The organism is Sphingomonas panni (genome assembly GCF_022664435.1).
In the GTDB taxonomy this organism is placed as follows: domain Bacteria; phylum Pseudomonadota; class Alphaproteobacteria; order Sphingomonadales; family Sphingomonadaceae; genus Sphingomonas; species Sphingomonas panni.
This window is the reverse complement of the sequence record NZ_JAKREU010000001.1, coordinates 755173-779271: the sequence shown is the minus strand read 5'-3', so window position 1 is coordinate 779271 and position 24099 is coordinate 755173. Positions and strand designations below refer to the sequence as shown.

The 24099-nt window shown below is 67.1% G+C and carries 27 protein-coding genes and 1 other RNA gene; 15 read left to right on the top strand and 13 right to left on the bottom strand.

What is annotated here, in order from left to right; translation table 11 throughout:
* Position 1: 1 nt before the first annotated feature.
* From MF609_RS03850 to rimP, 3 genes are read right to left on the bottom strand one after another with little or no spacing between them, the layout of a single operon-like run.
* Positions 2-757, bottom strand: coding sequence for a DUF448 domain-containing protein (locus tag MF609_RS03850; RefSeq protein ID WP_277991010.1), 756 nt, complete (start codon positions 755-757; stop codon positions 2-4).
* Positions 738-2360 (bottom strand): transcription termination factor NusA, encoded by a 1623-nt coding sequence (nusA, locus tag MF609_RS03845; RefSeq protein ID WP_242414965.1) that lies wholly within the window; start codon positions 2358-2360, stop codon positions 738-740. The genes MF609_RS03850 and nusA overlap by 20 nt, the downstream gene beginning before the upstream one ends.
* A gap of 1 nt (position 2361) precedes the next feature.
* On the bottom strand, positions 2362-2922 hold the full coding sequence (gene rimP, locus MF609_RS03840) for a ribosome maturation protein RimP (RefSeq protein WP_242414964.1): 561 nt from the start codon (positions 2920-2922) through the stop codon (positions 2362-2364).
* 187 nt (positions 2923-3109) lie between these two features.
* Here rimP and MF609_RS03835 point away from each other — a divergent pair, with 187 nt between their 5' ends.
* Both MF609_RS03835 and MF609_RS03830 read left to right on the top strand, forming a co-directional pair.
* Positions 3110-4267, top strand: coding sequence for a PQQ-dependent sugar dehydrogenase (locus tag MF609_RS03835; protein ID WP_242414963.1), 1158 nt, complete (start codon positions 3110-3112; stop codon positions 4265-4267).
* Positions 4264-4680 carry a DUF6508 domain-containing protein gene (locus MF609_RS03830; RefSeq protein ID WP_242414962.1) on the top strand — a complete coding sequence of 139 codons (417 nt, stop codon included), beginning with the start codon at positions 4264-4266 and terminating at the stop codon, positions 4678-4680. The genes MF609_RS03835 and MF609_RS03830 overlap by 4 nt, the downstream gene beginning before the upstream one ends.
* Here MF609_RS03830 and MF609_RS03825 read toward each other — a convergent pair.
* Positions 4663-5082 (bottom strand): DUF1810 domain-containing protein, encoded by a 420-nt coding sequence (locus MF609_RS03825; RefSeq protein ID WP_242415177.1) that lies wholly within the window; start codon positions 5080-5082, stop codon positions 4663-4665. The two genes, MF609_RS03830 and MF609_RS03825, sit on opposite strands and share 18 nt — an antisense overlap.
* A gap of 116 nt (positions 5083-5198) precedes the next feature.
* Between MF609_RS03825 and MF609_RS03820 the strand changes: the two genes are divergently transcribed.
* A complete protein-coding gene (locus tag MF609_RS03820) occupies positions 5199-5741 on the top strand; it encodes a hypothetical protein (protein ID WP_242414961.1) in 543 nt (180 codons plus the stop codon).
* Positions 5742-5870: 129 nt separating this feature from the next.
* Here MF609_RS03820 and ubiG read toward each other — a convergent pair whose 3' ends face one another.
* The gene (ubiG, locus tag MF609_RS03815) at positions 5871-6611 is read right to left on the bottom strand and encodes a bifunctional 2-polyprenyl-6-hydroxyphenol methylase/3-demethylubiquinol 3-O-methyltransferase UbiG (RefSeq protein ID WP_242415176.1); all 741 of its coding nucleotides are present in this window, start codon (positions 6609-6611) and stop codon (positions 5871-5873) included.
* A gap of 80 nt (positions 6612-6691) precedes the next feature.
* Here ubiG and MF609_RS03810 point away from each other — a divergent pair, with 80 nt between their 5' ends.
* Positions 6692-7939, top strand: coding sequence for an aspartate kinase (locus MF609_RS03810; protein ID WP_242415175.1), 1248 nt, complete (start codon positions 6692-6694; stop codon positions 7937-7939).
* A gap of 325 nt (positions 7940-8264) precedes the next feature.
* Here the strand turns inward: MF609_RS03810 and MF609_RS03805 are convergent, their stop codons facing one another.
* The gene (locus tag MF609_RS03805) at positions 8265-8681 is read right to left on the bottom strand and encodes a secondary thiamine-phosphate synthase enzyme YjbQ (RefSeq protein WP_242415174.1); all 417 of its coding nucleotides are present in this window, start codon (positions 8679-8681) and stop codon (positions 8265-8267) included.
* Between the two features lie 89 nt (positions 8682-8770).
* Here MF609_RS03805 and MF609_RS03800 point away from each other — a divergent pair, with 89 nt between their 5' ends.
* Positions 8771-9757 (top strand): NAD(P)H-dependent flavin oxidoreductase, encoded by a 987-nt coding sequence (locus MF609_RS03800; protein ID WP_242415173.1) that lies wholly within the window; start codon positions 8771-8773, stop codon positions 9755-9757.
* 315 nt (positions 9758-10072) lie between these two features.
* On the opposite strand, the gene MF609_RS03795 is transcribed toward MF609_RS03800, so the two are convergent.
* Positions 10073-10465, bottom strand: a complete 393-nt coding sequence (locus MF609_RS03795) for a hypothetical protein (protein WP_242414960.1) — start codon at positions 10463-10465, stop codon at positions 10073-10075.
* Positions 10466-10561: 96 nt separating this feature from the next.
* Positions 10562-11575 (bottom strand): polyprenyl synthetase family protein, encoded by a 1014-nt coding sequence (locus MF609_RS03790; protein ID WP_242414959.1) that lies wholly within the window; start codon positions 11573-11575, stop codon positions 10562-10564.
* 117 nt (positions 11576-11692) lie between these two features.
* Between MF609_RS03790 and MF609_RS03785 the strand changes: the two genes are divergently transcribed.
* Both MF609_RS03785 and MF609_RS03780 read left to right on the top strand, forming a co-directional pair.
* Positions 11693-11986 carry a chorismate mutase gene (locus MF609_RS03785; protein ID WP_242414958.1) on the top strand — a complete coding sequence of 98 codons (294 nt, stop codon included), beginning with the start codon at positions 11693-11695 and terminating at the stop codon, positions 11984-11986.
* Entirely contained in the window at positions 11983-13092 is a 1110-nt protein-coding gene (locus tag MF609_RS03780) for a glycoside hydrolase family 130 protein (protein WP_242414957.1), read from the top strand. The genes MF609_RS03785 and MF609_RS03780 overlap by 4 nt, the downstream gene beginning before the upstream one ends.
* Before the next feature lie 156 nt (positions 13093-13248).
* On the opposite strand, the gene MF609_RS03775 is transcribed toward MF609_RS03780, so the two are convergent.
* Together MF609_RS03775 and ssrA are read right to left on the bottom strand one after the other, a co-directional pair.
* Positions 13249-14022, bottom strand: coding sequence for a TSUP family transporter (locus MF609_RS03775; protein WP_242414956.1), 774 nt, complete (start codon positions 14020-14022; stop codon positions 13249-13251).
* A gap of 209 nt (positions 14023-14231) precedes the next feature.
* Positions 14232-14578: a transfer-messenger RNA gene (gene ssrA, locus MF609_RS03770) on the bottom strand.
* 44 nt (positions 14579-14622) lie between these two features.
* On the opposite strand from ssrA, the gene MF609_RS03765 reads away from it, so the two are divergent.
* A complete protein-coding gene (locus MF609_RS03765; RefSeq protein ID WP_242415172.1) occupies positions 14623-15054 on the top strand; it encodes an RrF2 family transcriptional regulator in 432 nt (143 codons plus the stop codon).
* A gap of 94 nt (positions 15055-15148) precedes the next feature.
* Here the strand turns inward: MF609_RS03765 and mscL are convergent, their stop codons facing one another.
* A complete protein-coding gene (gene mscL / locus MF609_RS03760; RefSeq protein ID WP_242414955.1) occupies positions 15149-15616 on the bottom strand; it encodes a large conductance mechanosensitive channel protein MscL in 468 nt (155 codons plus the stop codon).
* Between the two features lie 80 nt (positions 15617-15696).
* On the opposite strand from mscL, the gene MF609_RS03755 reads away from it, so the two are divergent.
* The 4 genes from MF609_RS03755 to MF609_RS03740 are packed head-to-tail and all read left to right on the top strand — an operon-like array spanning position 15697 to position 18369.
* Complete coding sequence (locus MF609_RS03755; RefSeq protein ID WP_242414954.1) at positions 15697-16287, top strand: LemA family protein; 591 nt, start codon at positions 15697-15699, stop codon at positions 16285-16287.
* A gap of 11 nt (positions 16288-16298) precedes the next feature.
* Positions 16299-17180: a TPM domain-containing protein gene (locus tag MF609_RS03750; protein ID WP_242414953.1), complete on the top strand. Its 882-nt coding sequence runs from the start codon at positions 16299-16301 to the stop codon at positions 17178-17180.
* Complete coding sequence (locus MF609_RS03745) at positions 17180-17848, top strand: TPM domain-containing protein (protein WP_242414952.1); 669 nt, start codon at positions 17180-17182, stop codon at positions 17846-17848. The genes MF609_RS03750 and MF609_RS03745 overlap by 1 nt, the downstream gene beginning before the upstream one ends.
* Positions 17845-18369 (top strand): NUDIX hydrolase, encoded by a 525-nt coding sequence (locus MF609_RS03740; protein ID WP_242414951.1) that lies wholly within the window; start codon positions 17845-17847, stop codon positions 18367-18369. The genes MF609_RS03745 and MF609_RS03740 overlap by 4 nt, the downstream gene beginning before the upstream one ends.
* 94 nt (positions 18370-18463) lie before the next feature.
* Here the strand turns inward: MF609_RS03740 and serA are convergent, their stop codons facing one another.
* Complete coding sequence (serA, locus tag MF609_RS03735) at positions 18464-20041, bottom strand: phosphoglycerate dehydrogenase (RefSeq protein ID WP_242414950.1); 1578 nt, start codon at positions 20039-20041, stop codon at positions 18464-18466.
* Between the two features lie 142 nt (positions 20042-20183).
* Positions 20184-21314: a phosphoserine transaminase gene (locus tag MF609_RS03730; RefSeq protein ID WP_242414949.1), complete on the bottom strand. Its 1131-nt coding sequence runs from the start codon at positions 21312-21314 to the stop codon at positions 20184-20186.
* A gap of 187 nt (positions 21315-21501) precedes the next feature.
* On the opposite strand from MF609_RS03730, the gene MF609_RS03725 reads away from it, so the two are divergent.
* The 3 genes from MF609_RS03725 (at position 21502) to MF609_RS03715 (ending at position 24099) form a co-directional block, all read left to right on the top strand.
* Positions 21502-21933, top strand: a complete 432-nt coding sequence (locus tag MF609_RS03725) for a response regulator (RefSeq protein WP_242414948.1) — start codon at positions 21502-21504, stop codon at positions 21931-21933.
* 70 nt (positions 21934-22003) lie between these two features.
* On the top strand, positions 22004-23362 hold the full coding sequence (locus MF609_RS03720; RefSeq protein ID WP_242414947.1) for a M48 family metalloprotease: 1359 nt from the start codon (positions 22004-22006) through the stop codon (positions 23360-23362).
* Complete coding sequence (locus MF609_RS03715; RefSeq protein ID WP_242414946.1) at positions 23362-24099, top strand: DsbA family protein; 738 nt, start codon at positions 23362-23364, stop codon at positions 24097-24099. Before MF609_RS03720 ends, MF609_RS03715 begins: the two co-directional genes overlap by 1 nt.

Below are 24099 nucleotides of genomic sequence, written 5' to 3'. Positions count from 1 at the left end.
GTTACTCAGAGTCCTGCTTCAATTGGTCGACGCCCAGGTGACCGGCATCGTCCATGCCGGAAAATTGCGCCGTCGATGCGCCCTGCGAAGGTGTTTCGCAAGCCGCAGGGATAGGTTCGGGTCCGATAAAGTGCAGCCAGCGGGACAGCGCGTCATTGGCCCGCTGTGCCGCCCGTGCGTCGGTCAGGCCGACATGTACCACATTTTCACGCCCAAGCGCTAATGACAATATGGTGCGTGGGACGGGCAATGCCAATCCCTTGCGCCCGGAACCTTCGTCATCGGTTCCGACACGCCATGCCTGTGCCAGTTTTCCGGCGCCGTCGGCGGCGGCATCGGACGCATGGTACAGCGCGTACAGCTTGCCGCTGCGCGCCGCCTTGTCGATCGCGGTGCCGCCGATCACGACGAAGCCGGACTTCGCCTCCAGCCCCAGCCGGTCGAGCGCATGACGCCGCAGCGCATCCTCGATCAACTGCGGCAGGTCGGTCGGGATGGTCAGCGTCGCGCCCTTGAACGCGCGCGCCAACGCGCCCTTCAGCTTGCCCTTGGCCATCGCCGTTTCCAGCTCGGCCCGGCTCACGCCGATCCACGCGCCACGGCCGGGGGCCTTGGCACGCACATCGGGCAGCACGTCGCCGTCCGGGGACACGGCGAGCCGCACCAGCCCGTCGCGCGGGCCATGCTCACGCGACAGGATGCAGCTGCGCTCGGGGCTGTCGGTTAGCCGCGCGGTGTCATTGTTCGGATTCCGCAACGGCGTCCTCCGAAGTCTCGGTCGCCGCATCTTCATCGGCGAACCAATGGGCGCGGGCAGCCATGATGATCTCGTTCCCCTGTTCGTCGCTCAGGCCATATTCGGCGAGGATGCCGCCCTTGGGCGCTTCGCGCTTCGGGGCGTCGTCGCCGCGACGGCGGGGTTCGGCCTTCTTCTTTTCGACCAGTTCGTCAGTAGCGAGGTCGGCGAGGTCGTCGAGCGTCTTGATGCCCGCCTTGCCGAGCGTGACCAGCATCGCTTCGGTCAGGTACGGCAGTTCGGCCAGCGCATCCTCGACGCCCAATGCGGTACGCTCTTCGCGCGACGCCTGTTCGCGACGCTCCATCGCTTCCTGCGCACGGCTCTGCAGCTCCTGCGCGAGGTCCTCGTCGAAGCCTTCGATGCTCGCCAGTTCGTCGATCTCGACATAGGCGACTTCTTCGAGTTCGCCGAAGCCTTCGGCGACCAGCAGCTGCGCCAGCGTCTCGTCGACGTCCAGCTCCTTCTCGAACATGCCCGAGCGTTCGACGAATTCCTTCTGCCGCTTCTCCGACGCATCGGCTTCGGTCAGGATGTCGATCGCCTTGCCGGTCAGCTGGCTTGCCAAGCGGACATTCTGGCCGCGACGACCGATGGCGAGGCTGAGCTGATCGTCGGGCACGACGACCTCGATCCGGTCCTCTTCCTCGTCCAGCACCACGCGGGCCACGTTGGCGGGCTGCAGCGCGTTGACGACGAAGGTCGCGGTGTCGGGCGACCACGGGATGATGTCGATCTTTTCGCCCTGCATTTCCTGCACGACGGCCTGCACGCGGCTGCCCTTCATGCCGACGCACGCGCCGACCGGATCGATCGAGCCGTCATGCGAAATGACGCCGATCTTGGCGCGCGACCCGGGGTCGCGGGCCGCTGCCTTGATCTCGATGATGCCGTCGTAGATTTCGGGGACTTCCTGCGCGAACAGCTTCTTCATGAAGTCGGGGTGCGCGCGGCTGAGGAAGATCTGCGGGCCACGGTTTTCGCGGCGCACGTTCAGGATCAGCGAGCGGACGCGGTCGCCGACGCGGACCGCTTCGCGCGGGATCTGCTGGTCGCGACGGATGACGCCTTCCGCCCGGCCAAGATCGACCACGACGTGACCGAATTCGACGCGCTTGACGACGCCGGTGATGATTTCGCCCTGGCGGTCCTTGAACTCCTCGAACTGGCGCTCGCGCTCGGCGTCGCGGACCTTCTGGAGGATGACCTGCTTGGATGCCTGCGCCTGGATGCGGCCGAATTCGATCGGGGGCAGCGGATCGACGATATAGTCGCCGACGGTCGCGCCCTTCTGCAGCCGCTGCGCGTCCTTCTCACCGATCTGCTTGAAGTGATCGTCGACCAGTTCGACGACTTCGAGCACGCGCCACAGGCGCAGGTCGCCGGTCTGCGGATCGAGCTTGGCGCGGATGTCGTTTTCCGAGCCGTAGCGCGTCTTGGCGGCGCGCTGTATCGCGTCTTCCATCGCCTCGATCACGATGGCCTTGTCGATCATCTTTTCCGATGCGACCGAATTCGCGATCGCGATCAGTTCCGCCCGGTTGGCGGTGACGGCGGTGGCCATGTCAGTTCAGTCCTTCTGCGTCAGCCGGTTCGTCGTCGGCAGGTTCGTCTTCGAATTCGTCGGCACCCTCGGCGGAGAGCGGCGCGGTCGCCTTCAGCAAGGCGTCGGTGATGAGCAATTTCGCATCGACGATCGCGGCGAACGGCACGGTCATCGCCTTGTGCTTGCGCACGTCGATGGTGACCTGGTCGCCGTCCGTGCCCAGCAGGATGCCGGTCAGCTGCTTGCGATTGTCGATCGGCGCGTCGAGCGTCACGCGCGCCTCGAACCCCTTCCAGTCGTCATAATCGGCGAGGCGCGTCAGCGGCCGGTCGATGCCGGGCGACGAAACCTCCAGCCGATAGGCCTCCTCGATCGGGTCCTTCTCGTCCATCAGGTCGGAGATACGGCGCGACAGTTCGGCGCAGTCGTCGATGGTCAGCTGCCGCGTGTCGGGACGTTCGGCCATGATCTGCAGCGTCGGGTCCGACTTGCCGCCCATCATCTTCACGCGCACGAGCGCGAAACCCAGGGCCTTCGCCTCCGGTTCGATCAGTCGCGTCAGTTCGGCGATATCCGCCATGCCGTCTCCATCAGATGCGCCGCTTCGTTGCCGGTCCTGGAAGGAACCGGCCTCGGCACGTTGACGATGTCGAGGAAGCAACGTCCATATATGTAAAAAACCATGTCCGGGCAAGGGGCACCGGATCGCCCCCGCCCCGCGGCGCGTTGCCGCAGGCAAGAACGATGCTCTTGAGAGGATTTACCCGATGCTGCCGATCCATGCGCTGATCCCCGCCGCGATGTTGCTGGTCGCGTGCAATGGAGGCGGGGCCGATATGCCCGGCACGGTGTCGCCTGCGCCGACCGCCACCCCGACTCCTACCCCGACCGCCACCACGCCGACCGGCGGCGTGCCGTTCGCGACTCGCGAGGTGGCGACCTTCAACGCACCATGGGCGATGACCTTCCTGCCCGACGGGCGGATGCTGGTGACCGAAAAGGGCGGCACGCTGGTGCTGGTCAGCGCCGATGGCAGCCAGAAGACCACCGCCGCGACGATTCCGGTCGACTCGGCCGGACAGGGCGGGCTGATGGACGTGGTCCTCGCCCCCGACTTCGCCAGCAGCCGGCGGGTGTATCTGAGCTATTCGGTCGCGGGCGACGGCGGCAAGGGCGTGGTACTGGCGCGCGGGGTGCTCGACGGCAACCGGGTGACCGGCATCACCGAACTGTTCCGCGCCACCCCGTTCGTCAGCGGCGACGGCCATTATTCGGGGCGCATCGCCTTTGCCCCCGATGGCCAGCACCTGTTCTTCACCAATGGCGAACGGCAGAAATTCGATCCGGCGCAGGACCCCAAGGCAACGCTGGGCAAGGTGCTGCGCCTGACGCTGGACGGCAAGCCGGCGGGCGATCCGGGTCTGACCGCCAAGGGCTTCCACCCGGCGGTGTGGTCGTACGGCCATCGCAACCTGCTGGGCATCGCGTTCGACAAGCAGGGCAATCTCTGGGAGCAGGAGATGGGGCCGAAGGGCGGCGACGAGGTCAACCTGATCGTCGCGGGCCGCAACTATGGCTATCCTCTGGTATCGGAGGGGGATCATTATGACGGCCGCCCGATCCCGCGCCATTCGACCCGCCCCGATCTGGAGGCACCCAAGGTCGCGTGGAACCCGGTGATCTCGCCCGGTGGGCTGATCGTCTATTCGGGCAAGCTGTTCCCGCAATATGCCGGCGACCTGTTCATCGGCGGCCTGTCGAGCGAGGCGCTGGTCCGGGTCGACGTCAACGGCACCAACGCCGCCAAGGGCGACCAGTGGCCGATGAACGCGCGCATCCGCGAGGTGGAGGAAGGGCCCGATGGCGCAATCTGGCTGTTGCAGGACGGGGCGAACGCCAAGCTGCTGAAGCTGACCCCGCGGTGATCGGCCAGCCGCCGCTCCCCGATCCCGTCCCGCTCGCGCCCTTTGCGGCGGTGTTCGATACAGCGGGGTTCGTCTTCGGATCGTGGAGCGGCGGCGAGTCGCGTGATGGCGTGGTGCAGATGCCCTATTACCAGCTGTCACCAGAGGCGGGAGCGTTCGTCGCTGCCACCTATGCCGCGCATTGGGTCCGCCCCGATATCGCATGGTCCGACTTTGCTGCCGGACCAGACTACCACGTGCTGCGGGACGATCCGTCGCACATCGCCTTCACCGACATCGGACGCCTGGCGCAACTGCTGACGGCCCTGATCCGGGGCGACCGGTTCAGCGAGGGATTGCTTGCCGGTGCCTTCGACGACGGCACCCTGCCCGCCATCGCCCGGCGGATGGCGGTGCTAGCCGAGCAGACGTAGCGTCGCGTGGTCGCGCTCACCGGCGTAGAATCCGTCGAGGATCGCGGCGAAGCGCGGCTCCGCACCATTGGCCGCAATCTCGAACAGGGTCATCGACGAACGCAGCTTCATCGCGTCGATGCCACCAAGGATCGCGGCAATGTCATCGCCCCGATGCTCCAGCAGCGCATCCACCGATTCGAGCAGCCGCGCGCCCAGCACCGGATGGGCGAGATAGGCCCGCGCCTCCGGCAGATCGGCAAGGGCATAGGTCCGCGCCATCGCACTCGACCCCAGCCCGGCAATCTGCGGGAAGACGTACCACATCCAATGGCTGCGCTTTGCGCCACTACGCAGTTCGGCGAGGGCGGTGGCATAGCTGCCGCGCTGGGCATCGACGAAGCGGGCGAGCGGATCGGGCATCCTCTTCACATGGCGTGCCACGCATCGAATGCAATTTCTGACAACGTTGACGGTCGTGCGGAATTATGGATACGATCCACCGCGCAAATGCATCAGACAATGCCTTGGGAGGGGTTATGCACAAGAGCTGGATGGCGGCCGCGTTGGTCGCCATGGTCGCCGCGCCGGTCGTCGCGCAGAGCGCCGAGGATTTCGCCGCTAAGGTCATCAACGCGCCGCTGCCCGCGAGCCTGAACGTCTATGGCCTGCCCAAGCCGCCGCTGACGCGCGTCAAGGAGGTCGATGGCGGCAAGGTGATCCGCCTCGCCATTCCGGGGGCGGACAAGGATGCGTGGAAGATCCAGCTTCAGTCGCCGACCAACGCACCGGTGGCGAAGGGCGATCGCCTCGTCCTCGCCTTCCACGCGCGCGCCCATGGCATGGCCCCTGGCACCAAGGCGCGGATCGCGGTGGCGGGGATCCAGCTGAACAAGGAACCCTATTCGCAGGTGATCGGCGGACCGATCGAGGTCGGCGAGACGTTCGAGTTCCACCAGGTCGCCGGCAAGGCCGATCGCGACTATGCCGCGGGCGAGCTGATGGCGTCGCTGCAACTGGCGACGGGCAAGCAGGTGTTCGAATTCGGGCCGATGTTCGTCATCAACCTCGACAAGAAGTGAGCGCCGCAGGCTGATCGCCTGCCACGAACGTCGCCCCAGCGCAGGCTGGGGCCTCCCGGTTGTAGCACGCCGCTAGAGCCGCTGGAGACCCCAGCCTTCGCTGGGGTGACGGGTAGATCGTGTCGAGGATCAGTCCCGCGTCGCCGTCAGGAAATAGTCGAGCGAAATATCGTCCGACAGGGTGAAGCCGCGCGCCGCCGAGAAGGACAGGCCGCTGGGCGGCGACACCCTCATCCCGGCGGCCGCCAGATGCGCGGTCAGTTCCGGCGGGGTGAGGAACCGGTCCCAGTCGTGCGTGCCGCGCGGGATCATGCCCATCCCTTCGGCAACGGTAATCATCGCCAGCCGCGACAGCGCGGTGCGGTTGGGCGTCGAGACGACCAGCAGGCCGCCCGGCGCCACGGCATCGGCTAGTCCGCGGGCAAAGGCGGCGGGGTCGGCGACATGCTCGATCACCTCCAGCGACGTGACCAGATCGAACTGCCGCCCGGCGATCGCCTCCACACCGCCCGCCAGATACTCGATCGACAGGCCGGTCAGTGCGGCATGGGCCGCGGCGGCACCGATATTCTCGGGCGCGGCGTCGACGCCGGTCACCTGCCCGCCCAGCCGCGCGAGCGGTTCGGCGAGCAGCCCCGCGCCGCAGCCGACATCGAGGACGGTCCTGCCGGTCAGCGGGGTGAAGCCCGCCGTATCGCCGTCCCAATGCGAATCGATTGCGGCGCGCACGAAGGCCAGCCGCACCGGATTCAGCCGGTGGAGCATCGCCGAGCTGCCCTTCGGGTTCCACCAATCGGCGGCCAGCTCGCCGAAATGCGCCGCTTCTCGCGCCACGATGCTTGATTGCGCGGAGGCAGGATTTTGCGACATAAAGATTGCTTCGCTTGCGTTCGTCATGGCGCTCTCCTATCAGCCGCCGCCATTCCCCCCAAGGATGAATGGCAAAACGCATGGCGCGGATCGTGATGAAGTTCGGTGGCACCTCGATGGCGGGGATCGAACGCATTCGCAACGTCGCCCAGCGGGTGAAGCGCGAGGTCGAGGCCGGCAACCAGGTCGCGGTGGTCGTATCCGCCATGGCGGGCGATACCGACCGGCTGGTCGGCTTCTGTCGCGAGGCGTCCGCCCTGTACGACCCGCGCGAATATGATGCGGTGGTGTCGTCGGGCGAGCAGGTGACCAGCGGCCTCTTGGCCATCGCATTGCAGGCGATCGGCGTACCGGCGCGCTCGTGGCTCGGCTGGCAGCTGCCGATCCGCACCAGCGACGCGCACGCGACCGCGCGGATCGAATCGATCGACACGACCGCACTCGACGAGTCGCTGGCGAAGGGCGAGGTGGCGGTGATCCCCGGATTCCAGGGCGTGACCGATGCCAACCGCATCACCACGCTGGGCCGCGGCGGGTCGGATACGTCGGCGGTGGCGATGGCGGCGGCGATGCAGGCCGACCGCTGCGACATCTACACCGATGTCGACGGCGTCTATACCACCGACCCGCGCATCGTGCCGCGCGCGCGCAAGCTGGCGCGGGTGACGTACGAGGAAATGCTCGAACTCGCCTCGGTGGGTGCGAAGGTGCTGCAGACCCGTTCGGTCGGGCTGGCAATGAAGGAAAAGGTCCGCGTGCGCGTGCTGTCGTCGTTCGACGATAGCCGCGACGAGGATGGTTATCGTGGAACGCTGATCGTCGGCGAAGAGGAAGTGACGGACATGGAACGGCAGCTCATCACCGGTATCGCCCACGACAAGAACGAGGCGAAGATCACGCTGGTCGCGGTGCCCGACCGCCCCGGCGCGGTGGCATCGATCTTCGCGCCGCTGGCCGGCGCCGGGATCAACGTCGACATGATCGTGCAGAACATCGCCCATTCGACCGGATCGACCGACGTGACCTTCACCGTTCCGTCGGCGGAACTGGCCCGTGCGCTCGACACGCTGGAAAAGGCGAAGAGCGACATCGGCTTCCAGAAGGTGCTGCACGACACCCGCGTCGCCAAGGTGTCGGTGGTCGGCGTGGGGATGCGCAGCCATGCCGGCGTCGCCTCCACCATGTTCACCGCGCTGGCCGATCGCGGCATCAACATCCAGGCGATCACCACGTCGGAGATCAAGGTCAGCGTGCTGATCGAAGAGGATTATACCGAACTGGCGGTGCGCGTGCTGCACACCGCCTATGGGCTGGACGCGGAGGGGTAATCCCCCGCCAAAGGTTGCGAAGGTTACGGGGCGTCGAAGTTTTCAAGAGGCTTCGGCGTCCTGTTGTTTTGTGGATTATCGTTGCTTTGCAGTAGTTTGTGGGTGGGTCACGCGAGCGCGGTCTGCGTGGAAGTTGACACCGGGCGCGGTGATTGAGGTTTAGCACCTCTGATCGTCACCCCGGACTCGATCCGGGGTGACGGGGGGTACGGATGCTACGGCGAGAAAGAGCTTCGCCAGCTTGGCAGGCTGGGTGTTTGTAGGAAAGTGGTTCGTCGCCAGCGTTTCGTCGTCGGATACCCCCTCCCCGTGCCGGGCAGGATCTTCATTCGCCCATCAAATGCACCGCGATCCGCCGGCGGTGGGCAGCTCTACGGTGTTCGAACAGGTAGATGCCCTGCCACGTGCCCAGCACGGGGCGATGGCCGATCACCGGAATCGACAGCGATATGTCGGTCAGCGCGGTGCGCAGGTGCGCGGGCATGTCGTCCGGCCCTTCCTCGTCATGGGCATAGCGGTCGCTTTCCGGGGCAATGTGGCGGAAATAGCGTTCGAGGTCGTCGCGTGCCGCTTCGCTCGCATTTTCCTGCACCAGCAGCGAGGCGGAGGTGTGGCGGCAGAACAGGGTCAGCAGCCCGCTGGCGATGCCGGTCGATTCGACCCAGTGGCGTACCTGCCCCGTGATCAGCACCAGCCCCTGCCCGTTGGTGGTCACCACCAGTTCGCCATGTTCCTGTCGCATCATCGTCCCTGCTTGCCCGAAGCCATCGCCCCGCGCTAGGCGGGGCCATGACCAACGCATCGATCGGCGCCGAGCGCCTCCAGCGCCGCATGGCGCGCGGCTGTGAATTCCTTGGCTCCGAGACCGCGATCCTGTGTGGCGCGATGTCGTGGGTGTCCGAACGCAACCTGGTAGCCGCCATCTCCAACGCCGGCGGGTTCGGCGTGATCGCGTGCGGCGCGATGACGCCCGAGCTGCTGGATGCCGAGATCGCGGCGACCAAGGCGCTGACGGACAAGCCGTTCGGCGTGAACCTGATTACGATGCACCCGGCGCTGTTCGACCTGATCGAGGTGTGCGGCCGGCACGGCGTCACCCATGTCGTGCTGGCGGGTGGCCTGCCGCCCAAGGGGTCGCTGGAGGCGATCAAGGCGACCCGGGCCAAGGTCATCGCCTTCGCCCCCGCGCTGGCGCTCGCCAAGAAGCTGATCCGCAGCGGCGCCGACGCGCTGGTGATCGAGGGGATGGAGGCCGGCGGCCATATCGGCCCCGTCTCTACCAGCGTGCTCGCGCAAGAGATGCTGCCCGAGGTCGCGGAGCAGGTGCCGGTGTTCGTCGCGGGCGGGATCGGCCGGGGCGAGGCGATCGCCGGCTATCTCGACATGGGGGCGTCGGGCGTCCAGCTCGGCACGCGATTCGTCTGTGCGACCGAATCGATCGCGCATCCGGCGTTCAAGAAGGCGTTCCTGCGCGCGTCGGCGCGGGATGCGGTGGCGAGCGTCCAGATCGACCCGCGCCTGCCGGTCATCCCGGTGCGTGCGCTCAAGAATGCCGGGGGCGAGCTGTTCACCGCCAAGCAGCGCGAGGTCGCACAGATGCTGGACGAGGGCGGCGTGGCGATGGCCGAGGCGCAGTTGCAGATCGAACATTATTGGGCGGGCGCGCTGCGCCGGGCGGTGATCGACGGCGATGTCGAGCATGGCAGCCTGATGGCCGGCCAGTCGGTCGGCATGGTGACGAAGGAAGAACCGGCGGCCGAGATCATCGCCACGCTGATGGCCGAAGCGGCGCAGGCGCTGGAGAAGCGGGCGGCCTGAGCCCCAAAGTTCACTAAGTTCACACTCGTCACGGTTTTGCGCGCGGCATGGCGTTTGCCGTGGTGGCGGGTGGGTGGCGGTCACGATGGGAAAGAGCGTGACGGCAGTGTCGCAGGGTGTGGGCGTGTAGGAAAGGCCCGACACGACCCTCACCCCAGCGTGGGCCGGGTCCGCTCCGACCATAGCCTCGTCACCCCGGACTTGATCCGGGGTCCCGCTTCTTACCGGCCGTGGGAGAAGGGAAAGCGGGACCCCGGGTCGAGCCCGGGGTGACGGATGGGTTTATGGGGTCCTGCCCGTCGGGGAAGGGTGCCCTCAGGCCACGCCATCCTCGCGCAGCCATGCCAGTGCTTCCTCGCGCGAATCGAACATCGGCAGGTGCGGCAAGGCGCGTTTCGCCTGCATCGACAGCAGCGCGCTGCTGCGGACCAGCGCGATCCTGCGCGAGGTGGTGCGCGAACGGTCGGCGATCTCGCCGAGTGCCGCAAGGACTTGCGGCGACTGGACCGCAAAGCCGGTAATGTCGAACAGCGCGACCTGTTCGCCCGGCTGTACGCCCATAGCCGGCAGCCGGCCGACCGCATCGCGGATCGCCGCGCCGAAGCGCTGGACGGTACCGAGGTCCCAATGGCCGAACAGCGCGAAGTCGATCATCCACGGCGCGGAGGTGATGTCCCCGCGAAAGGCGGGATCGTCGGCGATACGCATGGGAGTCCTGTGGCGTGGCGGCGCACATCGTTATGCGCGACGTCGAATCTTACAGGATATTGTTTAGAAACGGTTTCTGGGGAAATCGTATCCGTTTCAATAGGCGCGGCGGATCGCGAACTCGACCGCTTCGATCATCGCATCCTTGGCCGGGCCGTTGGGAAAGCGACCGATCGCGTCGATCGCCCGCTGCCCGTAATGCCGCGCCCGCGCGAGGGTGTCGTCGACCGCGCGGGTCGCGCGGATCAGGGTGATCGCGTGCGCCAGATCGGCGTCGCTCGCCCGCTTGCCCGACACGGCGTCGCGCCAGAAGGCCCGTGCTTCCTCGTCGCCGCGCGCATAGGCGAGGATGACCGGCAGCGTCATCTTGCCCTCGCGGAAATCGTCGCCGGCGTCCTTGCCCATGGTGTCGGCGTCGGACACGTAATCGATGGCATCGTCGACCAGCTGGAACGCGATGCCGAGGTTGCGGCCATAGGCGTCGAGCGCGGCTTCGTCGGCGTCCGACCGGTCGGCGACGATCGCGGCGATGCGGCAGGCGGCGGCGAACAGCGCGGCGGTCTTGGCGCCGATGATGTCGAGATAGCGATCCTCGGGCGTGTCGATCCGGCGGATCGCGGTCAGCTGATTGACCTCACCCTCGGCGATGACCGCCGATGCGCCCGACAGGACGCGCAGCGCCTTCAGGCTTTCCGCCTCGACCATCAGCTCGAAGCTCTTGGAAAACAGGAAGTCGCCGACCAGCACGCTGGCGGGGTTGCCCCAGATGATGTTGGCGGTGCGCTTGCCCCGGCGCAGGTCGGACCCGTCGACCACGTCGTCGTGCAGCAGCGTCGCGGTGTGGATGAATTCGACCGCGGCGGACAGCAGGTGATGGCGCGTCCCGCCATAGCCGATCAGCCGCGCGCTCGCGAGCGTCAGCATCGGCCGCATCCGCTTGCCCCCGCCGGCGATCAGATGGCCGGCCAGTTCGGGGATCAGCGGGATCTTCGACTGCATCCGGTCGAGGATGACCGCGTTGACGCGGTTCATGTCGTCGGCGACCAACGCCATCAGCGGATCGAGGGAGGGTTCGGTCCGCTTGTCGAGGCGGTGGATGGTAGCCGTCATGTCCCAGCGATGTGGCCGTTCGGGCCCGCGAACGCAAGGGAAAGGCGGGTTGCAACCCACGTCCGGTCGCGCGAAAGGGGCAGGCCCCGGCAACGAGAGCCGATCAGGAAGGACATCATGCCCGACGCGACGCTGCAACGCTTCCGCCAGAGCATCGACAATATCGATGCGGCGCTGGTCTTCCTGCTCGCCGAGCGGTTCAAGGTGACGCAGGCGGTCGGCCGGTACAAGGCGGAGAACGACCTGCCCCCCGCCGATCCGGGCCGGGAGGAGGCGCAGATCGCCCGGCTGCGTTCGCTGGCCCGCGATGCCGATCTCGACCCCGAATTTTCCGAGAAATTCCTGCGCTTCATCATCGACGAGGTGATTCGCCATCACCGCTCGCTGCAGGACGACGGGGGCGCGCGGTGAGCGACGACCGGATCGTCTTCGCCCCCGACGATGTCGACCTGACCCGATCGCCGCTGCGCCGGGACATCGCCGAGCCGACCTATGTGCTGGGCGCGTTCAACCCGGCGCTGACGCGGTTGCCGAACGGCAATCTGCTGCTGCTGGTGCGGGTGGCGGAGGCGCTGCGCGAGCCGGTGCGCGACGGGTGCGTGCGCTCGATCCGCTGGACGGCGGGTGGCTATGTGCTGGATGCGTTTCCGGCGGATGCGGCGGATGTGAGCGACCCGCGCTTCTTTTCGCTGAAGGGCGGGGCCTATCCGTTCCTCGGCCTCACCTCGCTGTCGTGGTTGTTGCCGGTCGAACTGTCGGCCGATGGGCAGCGGGTGGTGGCTGTCCATTACGACCGCGCGGTCGAGCCGTCCGCCGATTACGCGCAATATGGCATCGAGGACCCGCGCATCGTCCTGATCGACGGTAGCTACTGGATGACGGTGTGCGGCGTGTCGGGCGGGCGGCTGTGTACCGTGATGTACCGGTCGGACGACGGCTTCGGCTGGCGGTCGCAGGGCATCGTGCTGGACCATGGCAACAAGGACATGGTGCCGTTCGAGGGGAGGGTCGGCGAACGCCATGTCTCGCTGACCCGGCCGCTGTCGGATGCGTGGTTCGTCGCGGCACCCGACGGCGCGGAGGGCAGCGGGCCGAGCATCAACCTCGCCACCTCGCCCGACATGCTGCACTGGCGGCCGCTTGCCGAACCGGCGCTGCGGCCGTTGAAGGGGGCTGCGGCGTACAAGCTCGGCGGCGGAACCCCGCCGGTGCGGACGAAGCGCGGGTGGATGATGCTGTATCATGGCGTCGAGAAACAGGGTGCGGTCGGAGTGTATCGCACCTATCGCGCGCTGATTTCTCCCGATGCCAGCGAGGTGCTGGAGCGTGACGAGTCGCGGCCGGTGCTGGAGGCGGCTTCTGCCTTGATCGCGCCGATCGCGCATCAGGCGTATCTGCCGCAGCCGGTGGTGTTCACCACGGGAATCGTGCGCGATGGCGACGACTGGATCGTGGCGTCGGGCGAGGCGGACCTGGCGTGCCGGTTGACGCGGGTGGCGGGCGAGCGGCTGGATTGACGCCCTCTCCTTTCCCCATCCCGTTTGCTTCGAGCGCAGGTTCGAGCCTGTCGAGAACCGCAGTCGAGAAGGGGTTGCCCCAAACGGGGCGTTCTCGACGGACGCTTCTCGACAAGCTCGAAGCTGCTCGAACCGAACGGAATATTTGGGGAAAAGCTACATCCCCAGCCAAACCCGCAACGGGTTCGCCGGGTCCGACACCAGCTTCACCGTCAGCGCCAGCGACACCACCACGAGTAGCGGCCGAATCGCCTTGCCGCCGAAGCGGATGGCGAGTGCCGCGCCAAGCTGCCCGCCCGCCACGCTGGCGACCGCCATCGCCAGGCCGAGCGTCCACCACACATGGCCGCCGGCGACCAGCACCGTGACCCCGGCCAGGTTGCTGGTGAGGTTCAGCAGCTTGGTATGCGCCACCGCCCGCGTCGCGCCCATGCCGGCGGCAGTGACCAGCAGCAGCGTGAAGAACGATCCGGTGCCGGGCCCGAAGAACCCGTCATAGGTGCCGATCGCGGCGACCGCGAGCAATAGACCGGCGGGGGCGAGGCGGGTGTGGGTGTCGACGTCGGACAGGCGCGGGCCGAACAGGAAATAGAGCGCCATCGCGACCAGTAGGATCGGCAGCAGCCCGGCGAGGAACTGCGGGTCGATCGCCTGGACCAGCGCCGCGCCCACCGCCGCCCCGCCGAACGAGGCGAGCGCGAGACGCCATGACCGGCGCAGGTCGATATGTCCCTTCCGCCAGAAGGCGAAGGTCGCGCCGGCGGTGCCGAACGCGCTTTGCAGCTTGTTGGTGCCGAGCGCCATGACCGGGGGCACGCCCGAGGCGAGCAGCGCGGGAATGGTGATGAGCCCGCCGCCGCCCGCCATCGCATCGATGGTGCCGGCGCAGAAGGCGACCAGCATGAGCAGGGCGATGAGTTGGGTGTCCATGGTATGCGGCTTAGCGGCGGGAGTCGCGGCGGGAAACCTCCCGAGCCCCTCCCCTTCGTCATTCCCGCGCAGGCGGGAATCCATACACGCTGACGCTGGCGATGGAGCCGCAACGGCATGGGTTATGGATTCCCGCCTGCGCGGGAATGACGGGGGAAATTCGTGGGAAAGGTGGGGAGCTTCTGTTGCCCGGTGCTCCCCGTACCGCTGGAATCCGATTCTGTTGCCCGGTTCGGTCCAACCGCGCTATTTTGGAGTAACTTCAGGCCGCGAGGCCCTCAGTTACGCCGCAATCGCGAGTGCTTCGTTATCGTTGGCACTTGTGTGTATGGGCCGTTGCGGTGGTCCCATTCCGAACGAAAACAGCGCTTTTCAACACACGTCGATCCTGGTTCGGCCCCGTCAGAAACGGTGTCCAAGTACACCACCTTATGGTGGAGCCGCCGGGTACTGCCCCCGGGTCCGCTGCGTCTATTGCACGCCGCAGTTTATCGTCATAGCCGGCTGGAAGCCGGCAAGGCGGGATATAGGCGTTCGAAACCGCTTTGAAAAGAAGCGTACTTCCCTTCGAGCGCCCCAGATGGCATGGGCGACAGGATCATGCTGACCCAGCGTTCCCGCTATGCGCTGCGCGCGATGCTGTTCCTCGCCGAACAGCCCGCGGGCGAGGCGCCGATGCCGATGCACCGGATCGCCACCGCCGCGAACGTGCCGCGCAAGTTCCTCGAACTGATCCTCGCCGACCTGCGCGAGGCCGGCTTCCTGTCGTCGACGCGGGGCAAGGCGGGCGGCTATCACCTTGCCCGCCCGGCACATCTGATTTCGCTGGGCGAGATCATCCGCGTGATCGAAGGGCCGCTGGCGCTGGTGCCCTGCGTCAGCCGCACCGCATACCGTCCATGCGGCGATTGCAAGGACGAGGCGAGCTGCGCCATCCGCCACGCCATGGCGCGGGTGCGCGACGAGACGGCACGCATCCTCGACGGGACCAGCCTGGCGCAGGCGGCGGCGCAGGAACTGGCGGCGGCCTGAGCCTGCCGTATCCCCGCGAAGGCGGGGATCCAGGGTTCAAGACGCTATGGCTGATTGCTCGGCCCTAGACCCCCGCCTGCGCGGGGGTACGGAATTATTCGGGCAGCTTCTTCGCCGCCCGCAATTCGTCGCGGATTTCGCGGAGCAGCGCGATTTCGGGCGGATCGGCGGCAGGCGGCACGTCGCCGGTCTTCTGTTCCTGATGCACCGTCGCGATCGCGCGGTTCACGAACTTCACGAGCAGGAACACGATGAAGGCAAGGATCACGAAATTGATGACCACGCTGACGAACTGGCCATAGCCGAACAGCGGCACGCCGGCTTCCTTCAACGCGGTATAATTGTCCGGGCTGCCCTTGTAGGTCGCCGGAATGGGGCCGAGCTGGACGAAATAGCTGGAGAAATCGAACCCGCCGAACAGCCAGCCGATGACCGGCATGATGATGTCGTCGGTCAGCGATTTGGTGATCGTGCCGAACGCCGCGCCGATGATGACCCCGACCGCGAGGTCGAGCACGTTGCCGCGCGCGACGAACGTGCGGAATTCCTTGAGCATCGGCATGACTCCCTCCCGTCTTAGCCGCTTGAGGGTGCCATAGTGCTTCGATACGGTGGCGATAGGCAAGGTTCAGGTGGGATGACATGCACATGCGGCGGGCGATGGTGGTGATGGCGGCGGTGCCGCTGGCGGCGTGCGGCGTGAACAGCGTGCCGACGGCGGAAGAAAATGTGAACGCCAAATGGGGCGAGGTGCAGAACCAGTATCAGCGCCGCGCCGACCTGATCCCCAACCTCGTCGCGACGGTGAAGGGCTTTGCCAAGCAGGAGGAGCGCGTGCTGACTCAGGTGACGCAGGCGCGTGCCGCCGCGACGTCGATCAACGTCACCACCGACGACCTGTCCGACCCGGCGACGTTCCAGCGGTTCCAGGCGGCGCAGAACCAGCTGACCCAGGCGCTGGGCCAGCTGCGCACGGTCGTCGAGGCCTATCCCCAGCTGACCAGCAACGAGAATTTCCTCGCGCTGCAATCGCAGCTGGAGGGGGCCGAGAACCGCATCGCGAATGCGCGGCGCGACTATAACGAGGCGGTGCAGGCCTATAATACCCGCATCCGCACCTTCCCCGACGCGATCGGCGCGCGGGTCTTCTATGGCGCGAAGCCCAAGCAGAGCTTTCAGGCACAGGCCGGGGCCGAGGTCGCGCCGCAGGTCGATTTCGGCAATTCGAACTGAGGCGCGCGGGCGTGCGCCGCATCCTTTTCAGCCTGTGGATAAGTTTGTGGACAGTCTGCCCGTTGCCGGCGGCGGCGCAGACATTCCCGAAGTTCACCGGGCTGGTGGTGGACGATGCCAATGTCCTGCCAGCGGAGACGCGTACCGATCTCACGAAGAAATTGCAGGCTTTACAGCGAGATACTAAGCGACAGGTCGTCGTGGCGACGATCGGCGACCTGCAAGGCTATCCGTTGGAGGAATATGGCTACAAGCTGTTGCGGACCTGGGGCGTCGGGCTGAAGGGTGTGGATAACGGCGCAATCCTGTTCATCGCGCCGAACAATCCCGCCGGGCAGCGCGGCCCGCGGCTCGAGGTCGGCTACGGCCTCGAACCGATCCTCACCGACGCGATCTCCAGCGCCATCATCCAGCAGCAGATGATGCCGAAGCTGCAGGAGGGCGATGTTCCCGGCGCGATGACGGCGGGCACCGACGCGGTGATCGCGCAGCTGCGGGCCAGCCCCGAAGAGGCACAGGCAAAGGTCGATGCCGCCGCCGCCGCGTTCGAACGGGGGCGGCGTCGGCAAGCCTCGCAAGACGGCGGCGAGGTGATGGGTATCATATTCTTCATCGGCATGGGTTTGTTGATCTTCGGCATCATCGCGGTGTCGAGCCGACGACGGCGTAGCGGTCCGTGGGGCCGGCCGCACCGCAGCAGCACGGCGGGCGATGTCGCGCAGGTCGTCTTGTGGTCGATCGCCGACGAACTGGCGCGCGGTGCTGCACGGGGCGGCGGCGGTTGGTCCGGCGGGTCGTCACGCGGCAGCTCGGGTGGCGGCTGGAGCGGGGGCGGCTTTACCGGCGGCGGCGGCGGGTCCGCAGGGGGCGGCGGGGCGTCGGGGAATTGGTGATGGAACTGACCGACACCGACCGGGCGCGCATCCGCGACGCCGTTACCCAGGCCGAGGCGGCCACCGAGGGCGAGATCGTCGTCGTGCTGGCTCGCCGGTCCGACGCCTATCATGACGTCGGGCTGCACATGGCGGTGCTGGCGATGCTCCTGGTGCTGGTCGGCACCGCATTGTGGCCGGGCTGGCTGCTGGCGTTCCATGGCTGGGCCGAGCCATGGGGCGACGCCCCTACCCCGCTGTTCCTGCTGACGACGCTGGCATGGGTGCAGGGAGCGGTGTTCCTGATCGTGCGCTGTGGCTGCGCGTGGATGCCGCTGCGCATGGCGTTGACCCCGGCGGCGACCAAGGCACGGCGGGTCCATGCCCGCGCGCTGTTGCTGTTCCGCGCGGCCGCCGAACGCCGCACCGTGGCGGCGACCGGCGTGCTGCTCTACCTCTCCCGCGACGAACATCGTGCCGAACTGATCGCCGAGGCTGCGATCCACGACCGGGTCGATCCGGCGATATGGGACGATGCGCTGGCGGCGTTGCTGGCGGCATTGAAACAGGACCGCGCGGCCGATGGCATCGTCGACGCGGTGGCGGCGATCGGCCAGGTGCTGGCCGAGCATTTTCCGACAGGAGCCAAACCCATGAACGAACTTCCCGACCGGTTGATCGAGCTATGATCGACGCCGATGCCCCCGAAGAGGTGATGTGGGCGGGCCGCTTCATCACCGCGAAGAAACGTGGCCGCTGGGAATATGTCGGGCGGGCGAACGGCATTGGCGCGGCGGTGATCGTCGCGATCGACGACGGTCATGTCCTGCTGGTCGAGCAATATCGCGTGCCGCTGGGGCGGAACTGCATCGAACTGCCGGCGGGCCTGGTCGGGGATGACAGCGAAGGCGAAGCCGCGGCAGTGGCGGCGACGCGCGAGCTGGAGGAGGAAACCGGCTATCGCGCGGGGACGATGCAGGCGCTCGGCGAATATCATTCGTCGCCCGGGATGGTGTCGGAGAGTTTTACCCTGTTCCGTGCCGGGGCGCTGGAGAAGGTCTGCGATGGCGGCGGGGTACCGGGGGAGGATATTACCGTCCACCGGGTGGCGCTGGACGGGATCGCCGCATTCGTGGCCGCACAGCGGGCGGCGGGCAAGGCGGTGGACGTGAAGCTGTTGCTGCTGTTGGCGCCGGTGTTGCTGGGGTGAGGTTTCGGACGGGTGGTGACGGTTCGTAGGCAAGCGCGAACGCAAACGGGCTGCCGGATCGCTCCGACAGCCCGTCGCTCACCCGTCAAACCCGTCAGAACTTGAGCGGCATCACCGTCTTGACGCCCGGCAGGGCGCGAACCTTTGCCACCAGTTCGGGCGTGACCGCTTCGTCGACCGACAGCAGCACCACCGCTTCGCCACCGGCATCGCGCCGGCCAAGGTGGAAGGTGCCGATGTTCACGCCCGCTTCGCCCAGCGTCGTGCCGATGCGACCGATGAAGCCCGGTGCGTCCTCGTTGACGACATAGAGCATGTGGCCGGCGAGATCGGCCTCGACCTTGATACCGAACAGCTCGACCAGACGCGGCTGGGCATTGCCGAACAGCGTGCCTGCGACCGAACGTTCACCGGCATCGGTCTTGAGGCTGACGCGGATCAGCGTGTGATAGTCGCCCTCGCGGTCGTTGCGCACTTCGCGCACCTCGATCCCGCGCTCCTTCGCCAGGAACGGGGCGTTGACCATGTTCACCGTGTCCGACTGGACCCGCAGGAACCCGGCCAGCACCGCACCGACGATCGGCTTCTGGTTCAGCTCGGCGGCGGCACCCTCGCTGTGCACCGACACACGGGCAATGGCGCCGGTGGTCAGCTGGCCGACCAGCGACCCCAGCTTTTCGGCCAGCGCCATGTACGGCTTGAGGCGCGGTGCCTCTTCGGCCGACAGCGACGGCATGTTCAGCGCGTTGGTGACGCCGCCGGACACGAGGAAGTCGGCCATCTGCTCGGCGACCTGGATCGCGACATTGACCTGCGCCTCGCTGGTCGACGCGCCCAGATGCGGGGTCGACACGAAGTTCGGCGTACCGAACAACGGCGATTCCTTCGCCGGTTCCTGCACGAACACGTCGAGCGCCGCGCCCGCGACATGGCCGCTGTCGAGCGCGGCCTTCAGCGCCGCTTCGTCGATCAGCCCGCCGCGCGCGCAATTGATGATGCGCACGCCCTTCTTGGTCTTCGCCAGATTTTCCGCCGACAGGATGTTGCGGGTCTGGTCGGTGAGCGGCGTGTGCAGCGTGATGAAGTCGGCACGGGCCAGCAGCTGGTCCAGCTCGACCTTTTCCACGCCGATCTCGATCGCGCGTTCGGGCGACAGGAACGGATCGAAGGCGACGACCTTCATCTTCAGGCCCTGCGCACGGTCGGCAACGATCGAACCGATATTGCCGGCCCCGATCAGGCCCAGCGTCTTGCCGGTCAGCTCGACGCCCATGAAGCGGTTCTTTTCCCACTTGCCCGCCTGGGTCGAGGCATCGGCCTCCGGCAGCTGGCGGGCGAGCGCGAACATCAGCGCGATGGCGTGTTCGGCGGTGGTGATCGAGTTGCCGAACGGCGTGTTCATCACGACGACACCGGCAGCCGATGCGGCGGGAATGTCGACATTGTCCACACCGATACCGGCGCGGCCGACGACCTTCAGGTTCTTGGCGGCGTCGAGGATCGCCTTGGTCACCTTGGTCGAGCTGCGGATGGCGAGACCGTCATAGTCGCCGATGATGGCGATCAGCTCTTCGGGCGTCTTGCCGGTGATCTCGTCCACCTCGACCCCGCGTTCGCGGAAGATCTGGGCGGCCTTGGGGTCCATCTTGTCGGAAATCAGAACTTTAGGCATGTTTTTCTCCCTCTCCCCTGCAGGGGAGAGGGCCGGGGAGAGGGGCAGTGCCGCGCAACCCGGCCCTATGAATTGTCAGGATTACCGGAGAGGGCATTCCCCTCTCCTAACCCTCTCCCCTGAAGGGGAGAGGGCTATTGATTCAGGCCGCCTTCGCCGTCGCGTAGGCCCAGTCGAGCCAGGGGCCGAGCGCCTCGATATCCGCCGTGTCGACGGTCGCGCCGCACCAGATGCGCAGGCCGGCCGGCGCATCGCGGTATCCCGCGATATCGTACGCGGCACCTTCGGCCTCGAGCAGCGACGCCATCTTCTTGATGAGCGCCTCGTCGGCACCCTCGACGGTCAGGCAGACGCTGGTCTTCGACCGGGTCGCCGGATCGGCGGCAAGATGGCCGAGCCAGTCACGCTCCGCGACGATCTTGTCGAGCGCGGCGGCATTGGCGTCGCTGCGCGCGATCAGGCCGCCTTCGCCCAGCGACTTGCCCCATTCGAGGCTGAAGATCGCATCCTCGACCGCCAGCATCGACGGGGTGTTGATCGTCTCGCCCTTGAAGATGCCTTCGGTCAGCTTGCCCTTCGACACCAGGCGGAAGACCTTGGGCAGCGGCCAGGCGGGGGTGTAGGTTTCGAGGCGTTCGACCGCGCGGGGGCCGAGGATCAGCACGCCATGCGCGCCTTCGCCACCCAGCACCTTCTGCCAGGAGAAGGTGGCAACGTCGATCTTCGCCCAGTCGATGTCATAGGCGAACACGCCCGAGGTCGCGTCGGCGAACGACAGCCCCTCGCGGTCGGCGGGGATGAAATCGGCGTTGGGGACGCGGACGCCCGACGTGGTGCCGTTCCAGGTGAAGAGGACGTCGTTGGTCCAGTCGATCGCCGACAGGTCGGGCAGCTGGCCATAATCGGCGCGCACGACGGTGGGATCGATCTTGAGCTGCTTGACCGCGTCGGTCACCCAGCCTTCGCCGAAGCTTTCCCAGGCGAGCGCGGTGACGGGCCGTGCGCCCAGTATCGTCCACATCGCCATTTCGAACGCGCCGGTATCGGAACCGGGGACGATGCCGATGCGGTGGGTGTCGGGCAGCTTCAGCAGCTCGCGCATCAGGTCGATGCAATATTGCAGACGCTGCTTGCCGATCTTCGAACGGTGCGACCGGCCGAGGCTGATGGAGTTGAGGCGGTCGGCAGACCAGCCCGGCGGCTTGGCGCAAGGCCCGGACGAGAAATACGGGCGAGCGGGAGTCGTGGCCGGCTTAGGCGGAAGATCAGTCATGTCAGTCTCTCCTCACAGAGAGCGCGCGCTGCGTTGGGACAGCGTGGCCCGTCGCGGGCATTAGCGGCGTCGATCGCCCCGCACAAGCGGCTTTGCGGAGCCGTTCATACGAAGGGATGCGACGGGCCACCGGAACCGACCATGCCGCGCTGCGTTGCGATTGCCTTAGATCAAGTCTGGATTTGTCATGCAAACCCCCACTGTCCTCATCGTCGAAGACGAGATGCTGGTCGCCATCGACCTCGAGGCGTCGCTGGAGGAGCATGGCTATCGTCCGGTGGGGATCGCCGCCGACATGTCCCGTGCCATGGAACTGGCGTCGTTCCGTCCCGATGTGGCGCTGGTCGACTGCAATCTGCGCGACGGGCCGACCGGGCCGACGATCGGGCGGATGCTGGGACAGGATTACGGAACGACCGTGATCTTCCTGACCGCCAACCCCGCCATGCTCGACAAGGGTATCGACGGAACGCTGGGCGTGGTGTCGAAGCCGTGCGGATATGAGTCGGTCGGCGCACTGGTCGATTTCGCGGTGCGTGCCCGGCGTGGCGACCTGTCGCAGCCGCCGATGGGCATCAAGCTGTTCGGAACATCGGCACCGTCCTTCGCGACAGCTTAAGGCACGGTTCAGCCGCCCTGCGGCATCGCGGCGTTGACCCATGTCCGCCCGATGGCCGATAAGGAACCCCATGAAGCGCGCGCTGGGCGGCATCGTCGCCGCCATCCTCCTGTTCACCCAGCCCGCCGCCGCCCAGTCGATGCTGCGCGATGCCGAGACGGAGGCGCTGCTGACCGACATGTCGCGCCCGATCGCGGTCGCGGCCGGGCTGGACCCGCGCAACTTCAATGTCGTGCTGTTGCAGGACAAGTCGATCAACGCCTTCGTCGCGGGCGGGCAGACGGTCTATATCCATAGCGGCCTGATCGACGCCGCCGACGACGCGAACGAGGTGCAGGGCGTCGTCGCGCACGAAATCGGCCATATCGTCGGCGGGCATGTTCCCCTCGCCGGGCGCGGCATGGCCCCGGCGACCGGCATCACCGTGCTCAGCCTGTTGCTGGGCGTCGCGGCGATGGCGGCCGGCGCGGGCGAGGCGGGCGCGGGTATCCTGGCGGCCGGGCAACAGGCGGCGATGGGCAGCTATCTGGCGTTCAGCCGCACGCAGGAAAGCTCGGCCGATGCGGCGGGCGCCCGGTTCCTGCGCGGCGCCAACATCTCGGGACAGGGGATGCTGGACTTCTTCAAGAAGCTCCAGAACATGGAATATCGCCTCGCGATCCCGCAGGACAACGGGTACCAGCGCACCCACCCGCTGACCGGCGAGCGGATAGCGAACCTGACGCAGGACGTGCAGGCGTCGCCATCGTTCAAGGCACCGACCGACCAGGCGCTGGAAACCCGGTTCAAGCGGGTGCAGGCCAAGCTGCGCGGCTATGTCAGCGATCCCAAGGACACGCTGCGCCGCTATCCGGCGAGCGACCAGAGCGTCTATGCCCATTATGCCCGCGCCTATGCCTATCACAAATCGGGATATCCGGAGCAGGCGGCGGCGGAGACGCTGGCGCTGGTGAAGGCGGCGCCCGACGACCCCTATTTCCTCGAACTCGAAGGGCAGATCCTGCTCGAATCGGGCAAGCCGAAGGAAGCGCTGTCGGCGCTGCGCGAGGCGACCGAGCGCACGCGGTCGTCGCCGCTGATCGCCGCGACCTTCGGCCACGCGCTGATCGCCGCCGAGGACCCGGCGCTGCTCGACGAGGCCGAGCGGGTGTTGAAACAGGCGATCGCGCGCGACAACCAGAATCCGTTCGCCTGGTACCAGTTGAGCATCCTGTACGAACGGCGCGGCGATCCGGCGCGGGTGGCGCTGGCGATGGCCGAATATGCCTCGCTGGCCGGCGATACCGGCATGGCGCTCGCCAGCGCGCGGCGGGCGATGGCGCTGTTGCCGCAGGGATCGCGCGACTGGATCCGCGCGCAGGACATACAGATGACGTCGCAGACGGCGTTCGAGGAAGAACGCCGCCAGCGTCGGCGTCGGGGGGAATGATGGGTAGAATCGGAAATATCGCCATGCTGGCCGCCGCCGCGGCTGCGGGCGCGGGCGGTGCGATCGTCGCCGGCCGCCATGCCGGCACCGGCGACCGCGCGGCGACCGAAACGGTGGTGCGCGACTATATCCTCGCCAATCCCGAAATCCTGCCGGAGGCGATGCGCCGGTTGCAGGCGAAGGAATCGGGCAAGGCCGTCGCGGCCAATCGCGACGCCATCGTCGAGCCGTTCCCCGGCGCGATCGCCGGCAATCCCAGGGGCGATGTCAGCGTCGTCGCCTATCTCGACTATGCCTGCGGCTTCTGCCGCGCGAGCCTGCCGGCGATCACCGGCCTGATCGCGAGCGACCCCAATGTCCGCATCGTCTATCGCGAGTTGCCGATCCTGTCGCCCGACAGCCGCACGGCTGCCGAATGGGCGCTGGCCGCCGCGCTCCAGAACAAGTTCAAGCCGTTCCACGACGCGCTCTACGCCAGCGGCCGGGTGGATGCCGACACGATCCGCCAGGCAGCGACGACCGCCGGGCTGGACATCGCTGCCGCCGAGGCCGCGATCCGGTCGCCACAGGTCGTGGCGGAGATCGAGCGCAACCTGAAGACGGCGGGCACGCTCGGTTTCACCGGCACGCCGTCCTGGGTCGTGGGCGACCAGGTGTTGAGCGGCGCGCAGACACTGCCCTCGCTGCAGACGGCGGTGGCCGACGCGCGCAAGGCGAAAACCGCGCCTTCGACCTGA

Excerpts from the sequence above, each read along its gene's own strand:
- nusA (WP_242414965.1), bottom strand. The coding sequence starts at position 2,360 with ATGGCCACCGCCGTCACCGCCAACCGGGCGGAACTGATCGCGATCGCG.
- rimP (WP_242414964.1), bottom strand. The coding sequence starts at position 2,922 with ATGGCGGATATCGCCGAACTGACGCGACTGATCGAACCGGAGGCGAAG.
- MF609_RS03835 (WP_242414963.1), top strand. The coding sequence starts at position 3,110 with ATGCTGCCGATCCATGCGCTGATCCCCGCCGCGATGTTGCTGGTCGCG.
- MF609_RS03825 (WP_242415177.1), bottom strand. The coding sequence starts at position 5,082 with ATGCCCGATCCGCTCGCCCGCTTCGTCGATGCCCAGCGCGGCAGCTAT.
- MF609_RS03820 (WP_242414961.1), top strand. The coding sequence starts at position 5,199 with ATGCACAAGAGCTGGATGGCGGCCGCGTTGGTCGCCATGGTCGCCGCG.
- ubiG (WP_242415176.1), bottom strand. The coding sequence starts at position 6,611 with ATGTCGCAAAATCCTGCCTCCGCGCAATCAAGCATCGTGGCGCGAGAA.
- MF609_RS03810 (WP_242415175.1), top strand. The coding sequence starts at position 6,692 with ATGGCGCGGATCGTGATGAAGTTCGGTGGCACCTCGATGGCGGGGATC.
- MF609_RS03805 (WP_242415174.1), bottom strand. The coding sequence starts at position 8,681 with ATGCGACAGGAACATGGCGAACTGGTGGTGACCACCAACGGGCAGGGG.
- MF609_RS03800 (WP_242415173.1), top strand. The coding sequence starts at position 8,771 with ATGGCGCGCGGCTGTGAATTCCTTGGCTCCGAGACCGCGATCCTGTGT.
- MF609_RS03795 (WP_242414960.1), bottom strand. The coding sequence starts at position 10,465 with ATGCGTATCGCCGACGATCCCGCCTTTCGCGGGGACATCACCTCCGCG.
- MF609_RS03790 (WP_242414959.1), bottom strand. The coding sequence starts at position 11,575 with ATGACGGCTACCATCCACCGCCTCGACAAGCGGACCGAACCCTCCCTC.
- MF609_RS03785 (WP_242414958.1), top strand. The coding sequence starts at position 11,693 with ATGCCCGACGCGACGCTGCAACGCTTCCGCCAGAGCATCGACAATATC.
- MF609_RS03775 (WP_242414956.1), bottom strand. The coding sequence starts at position 14,022 with ATGGACACCCAACTCATCGCCCTGCTCATGCTGGTCGCCTTCTGCGCC.
- MF609_RS03765 (WP_242415172.1), top strand. The coding sequence starts at position 14,623 with ATGCTGACCCAGCGTTCCCGCTATGCGCTGCGCGCGATGCTGTTCCTC.
- mscL (WP_242414955.1), bottom strand. The coding sequence starts at position 15,616 with ATGCCGATGCTCAAGGAATTCCGCACGTTCGTCGCGCGCGGCAACGTG.
- MF609_RS03755 (WP_242414954.1), top strand. The coding sequence starts at position 15,697 with ATGCACATGCGGCGGGCGATGGTGGTGATGGCGGCGGTGCCGCTGGCG.
- MF609_RS03745 (WP_242414952.1), top strand. The coding sequence starts at position 17,180 with ATGGAACTGACCGACACCGACCGGGCGCGCATCCGCGACGCCGTTACC.
- MF609_RS03740 (WP_242414951.1), top strand. The coding sequence starts at position 17,845 with ATGATCGACGCCGATGCCCCCGAAGAGGTGATGTGGGCGGGCCGCTTC.
- serA (WP_242414950.1), bottom strand. The coding sequence starts at position 20,041 with ATGCCTAAAGTTCTGATTTCCGACAAGATGGACCCCAAGGCCGCCCAG.
- MF609_RS03730 (WP_242414949.1), bottom strand. The coding sequence starts at position 21,314 with ATGACTGATCTTCCGCCTAAGCCGGCCACGACTCCCGCTCGCCCGTAT.
- MF609_RS03725 (WP_242414948.1), top strand. The coding sequence starts at position 21,502 with ATGCAAACCCCCACTGTCCTCATCGTCGAAGACGAGATGCTGGTCGCC.
- MF609_RS03720 (WP_242414947.1), top strand. The coding sequence starts at position 22,004 with ATGAAGCGCGCGCTGGGCGGCATCGTCGCCGCCATCCTCCTGTTCACC.
- MF609_RS03715 (WP_242414946.1), top strand. The coding sequence starts at position 23,362 with ATGGGTAGAATCGGAAATATCGCCATGCTGGCCGCCGCCGCGGCTGCG.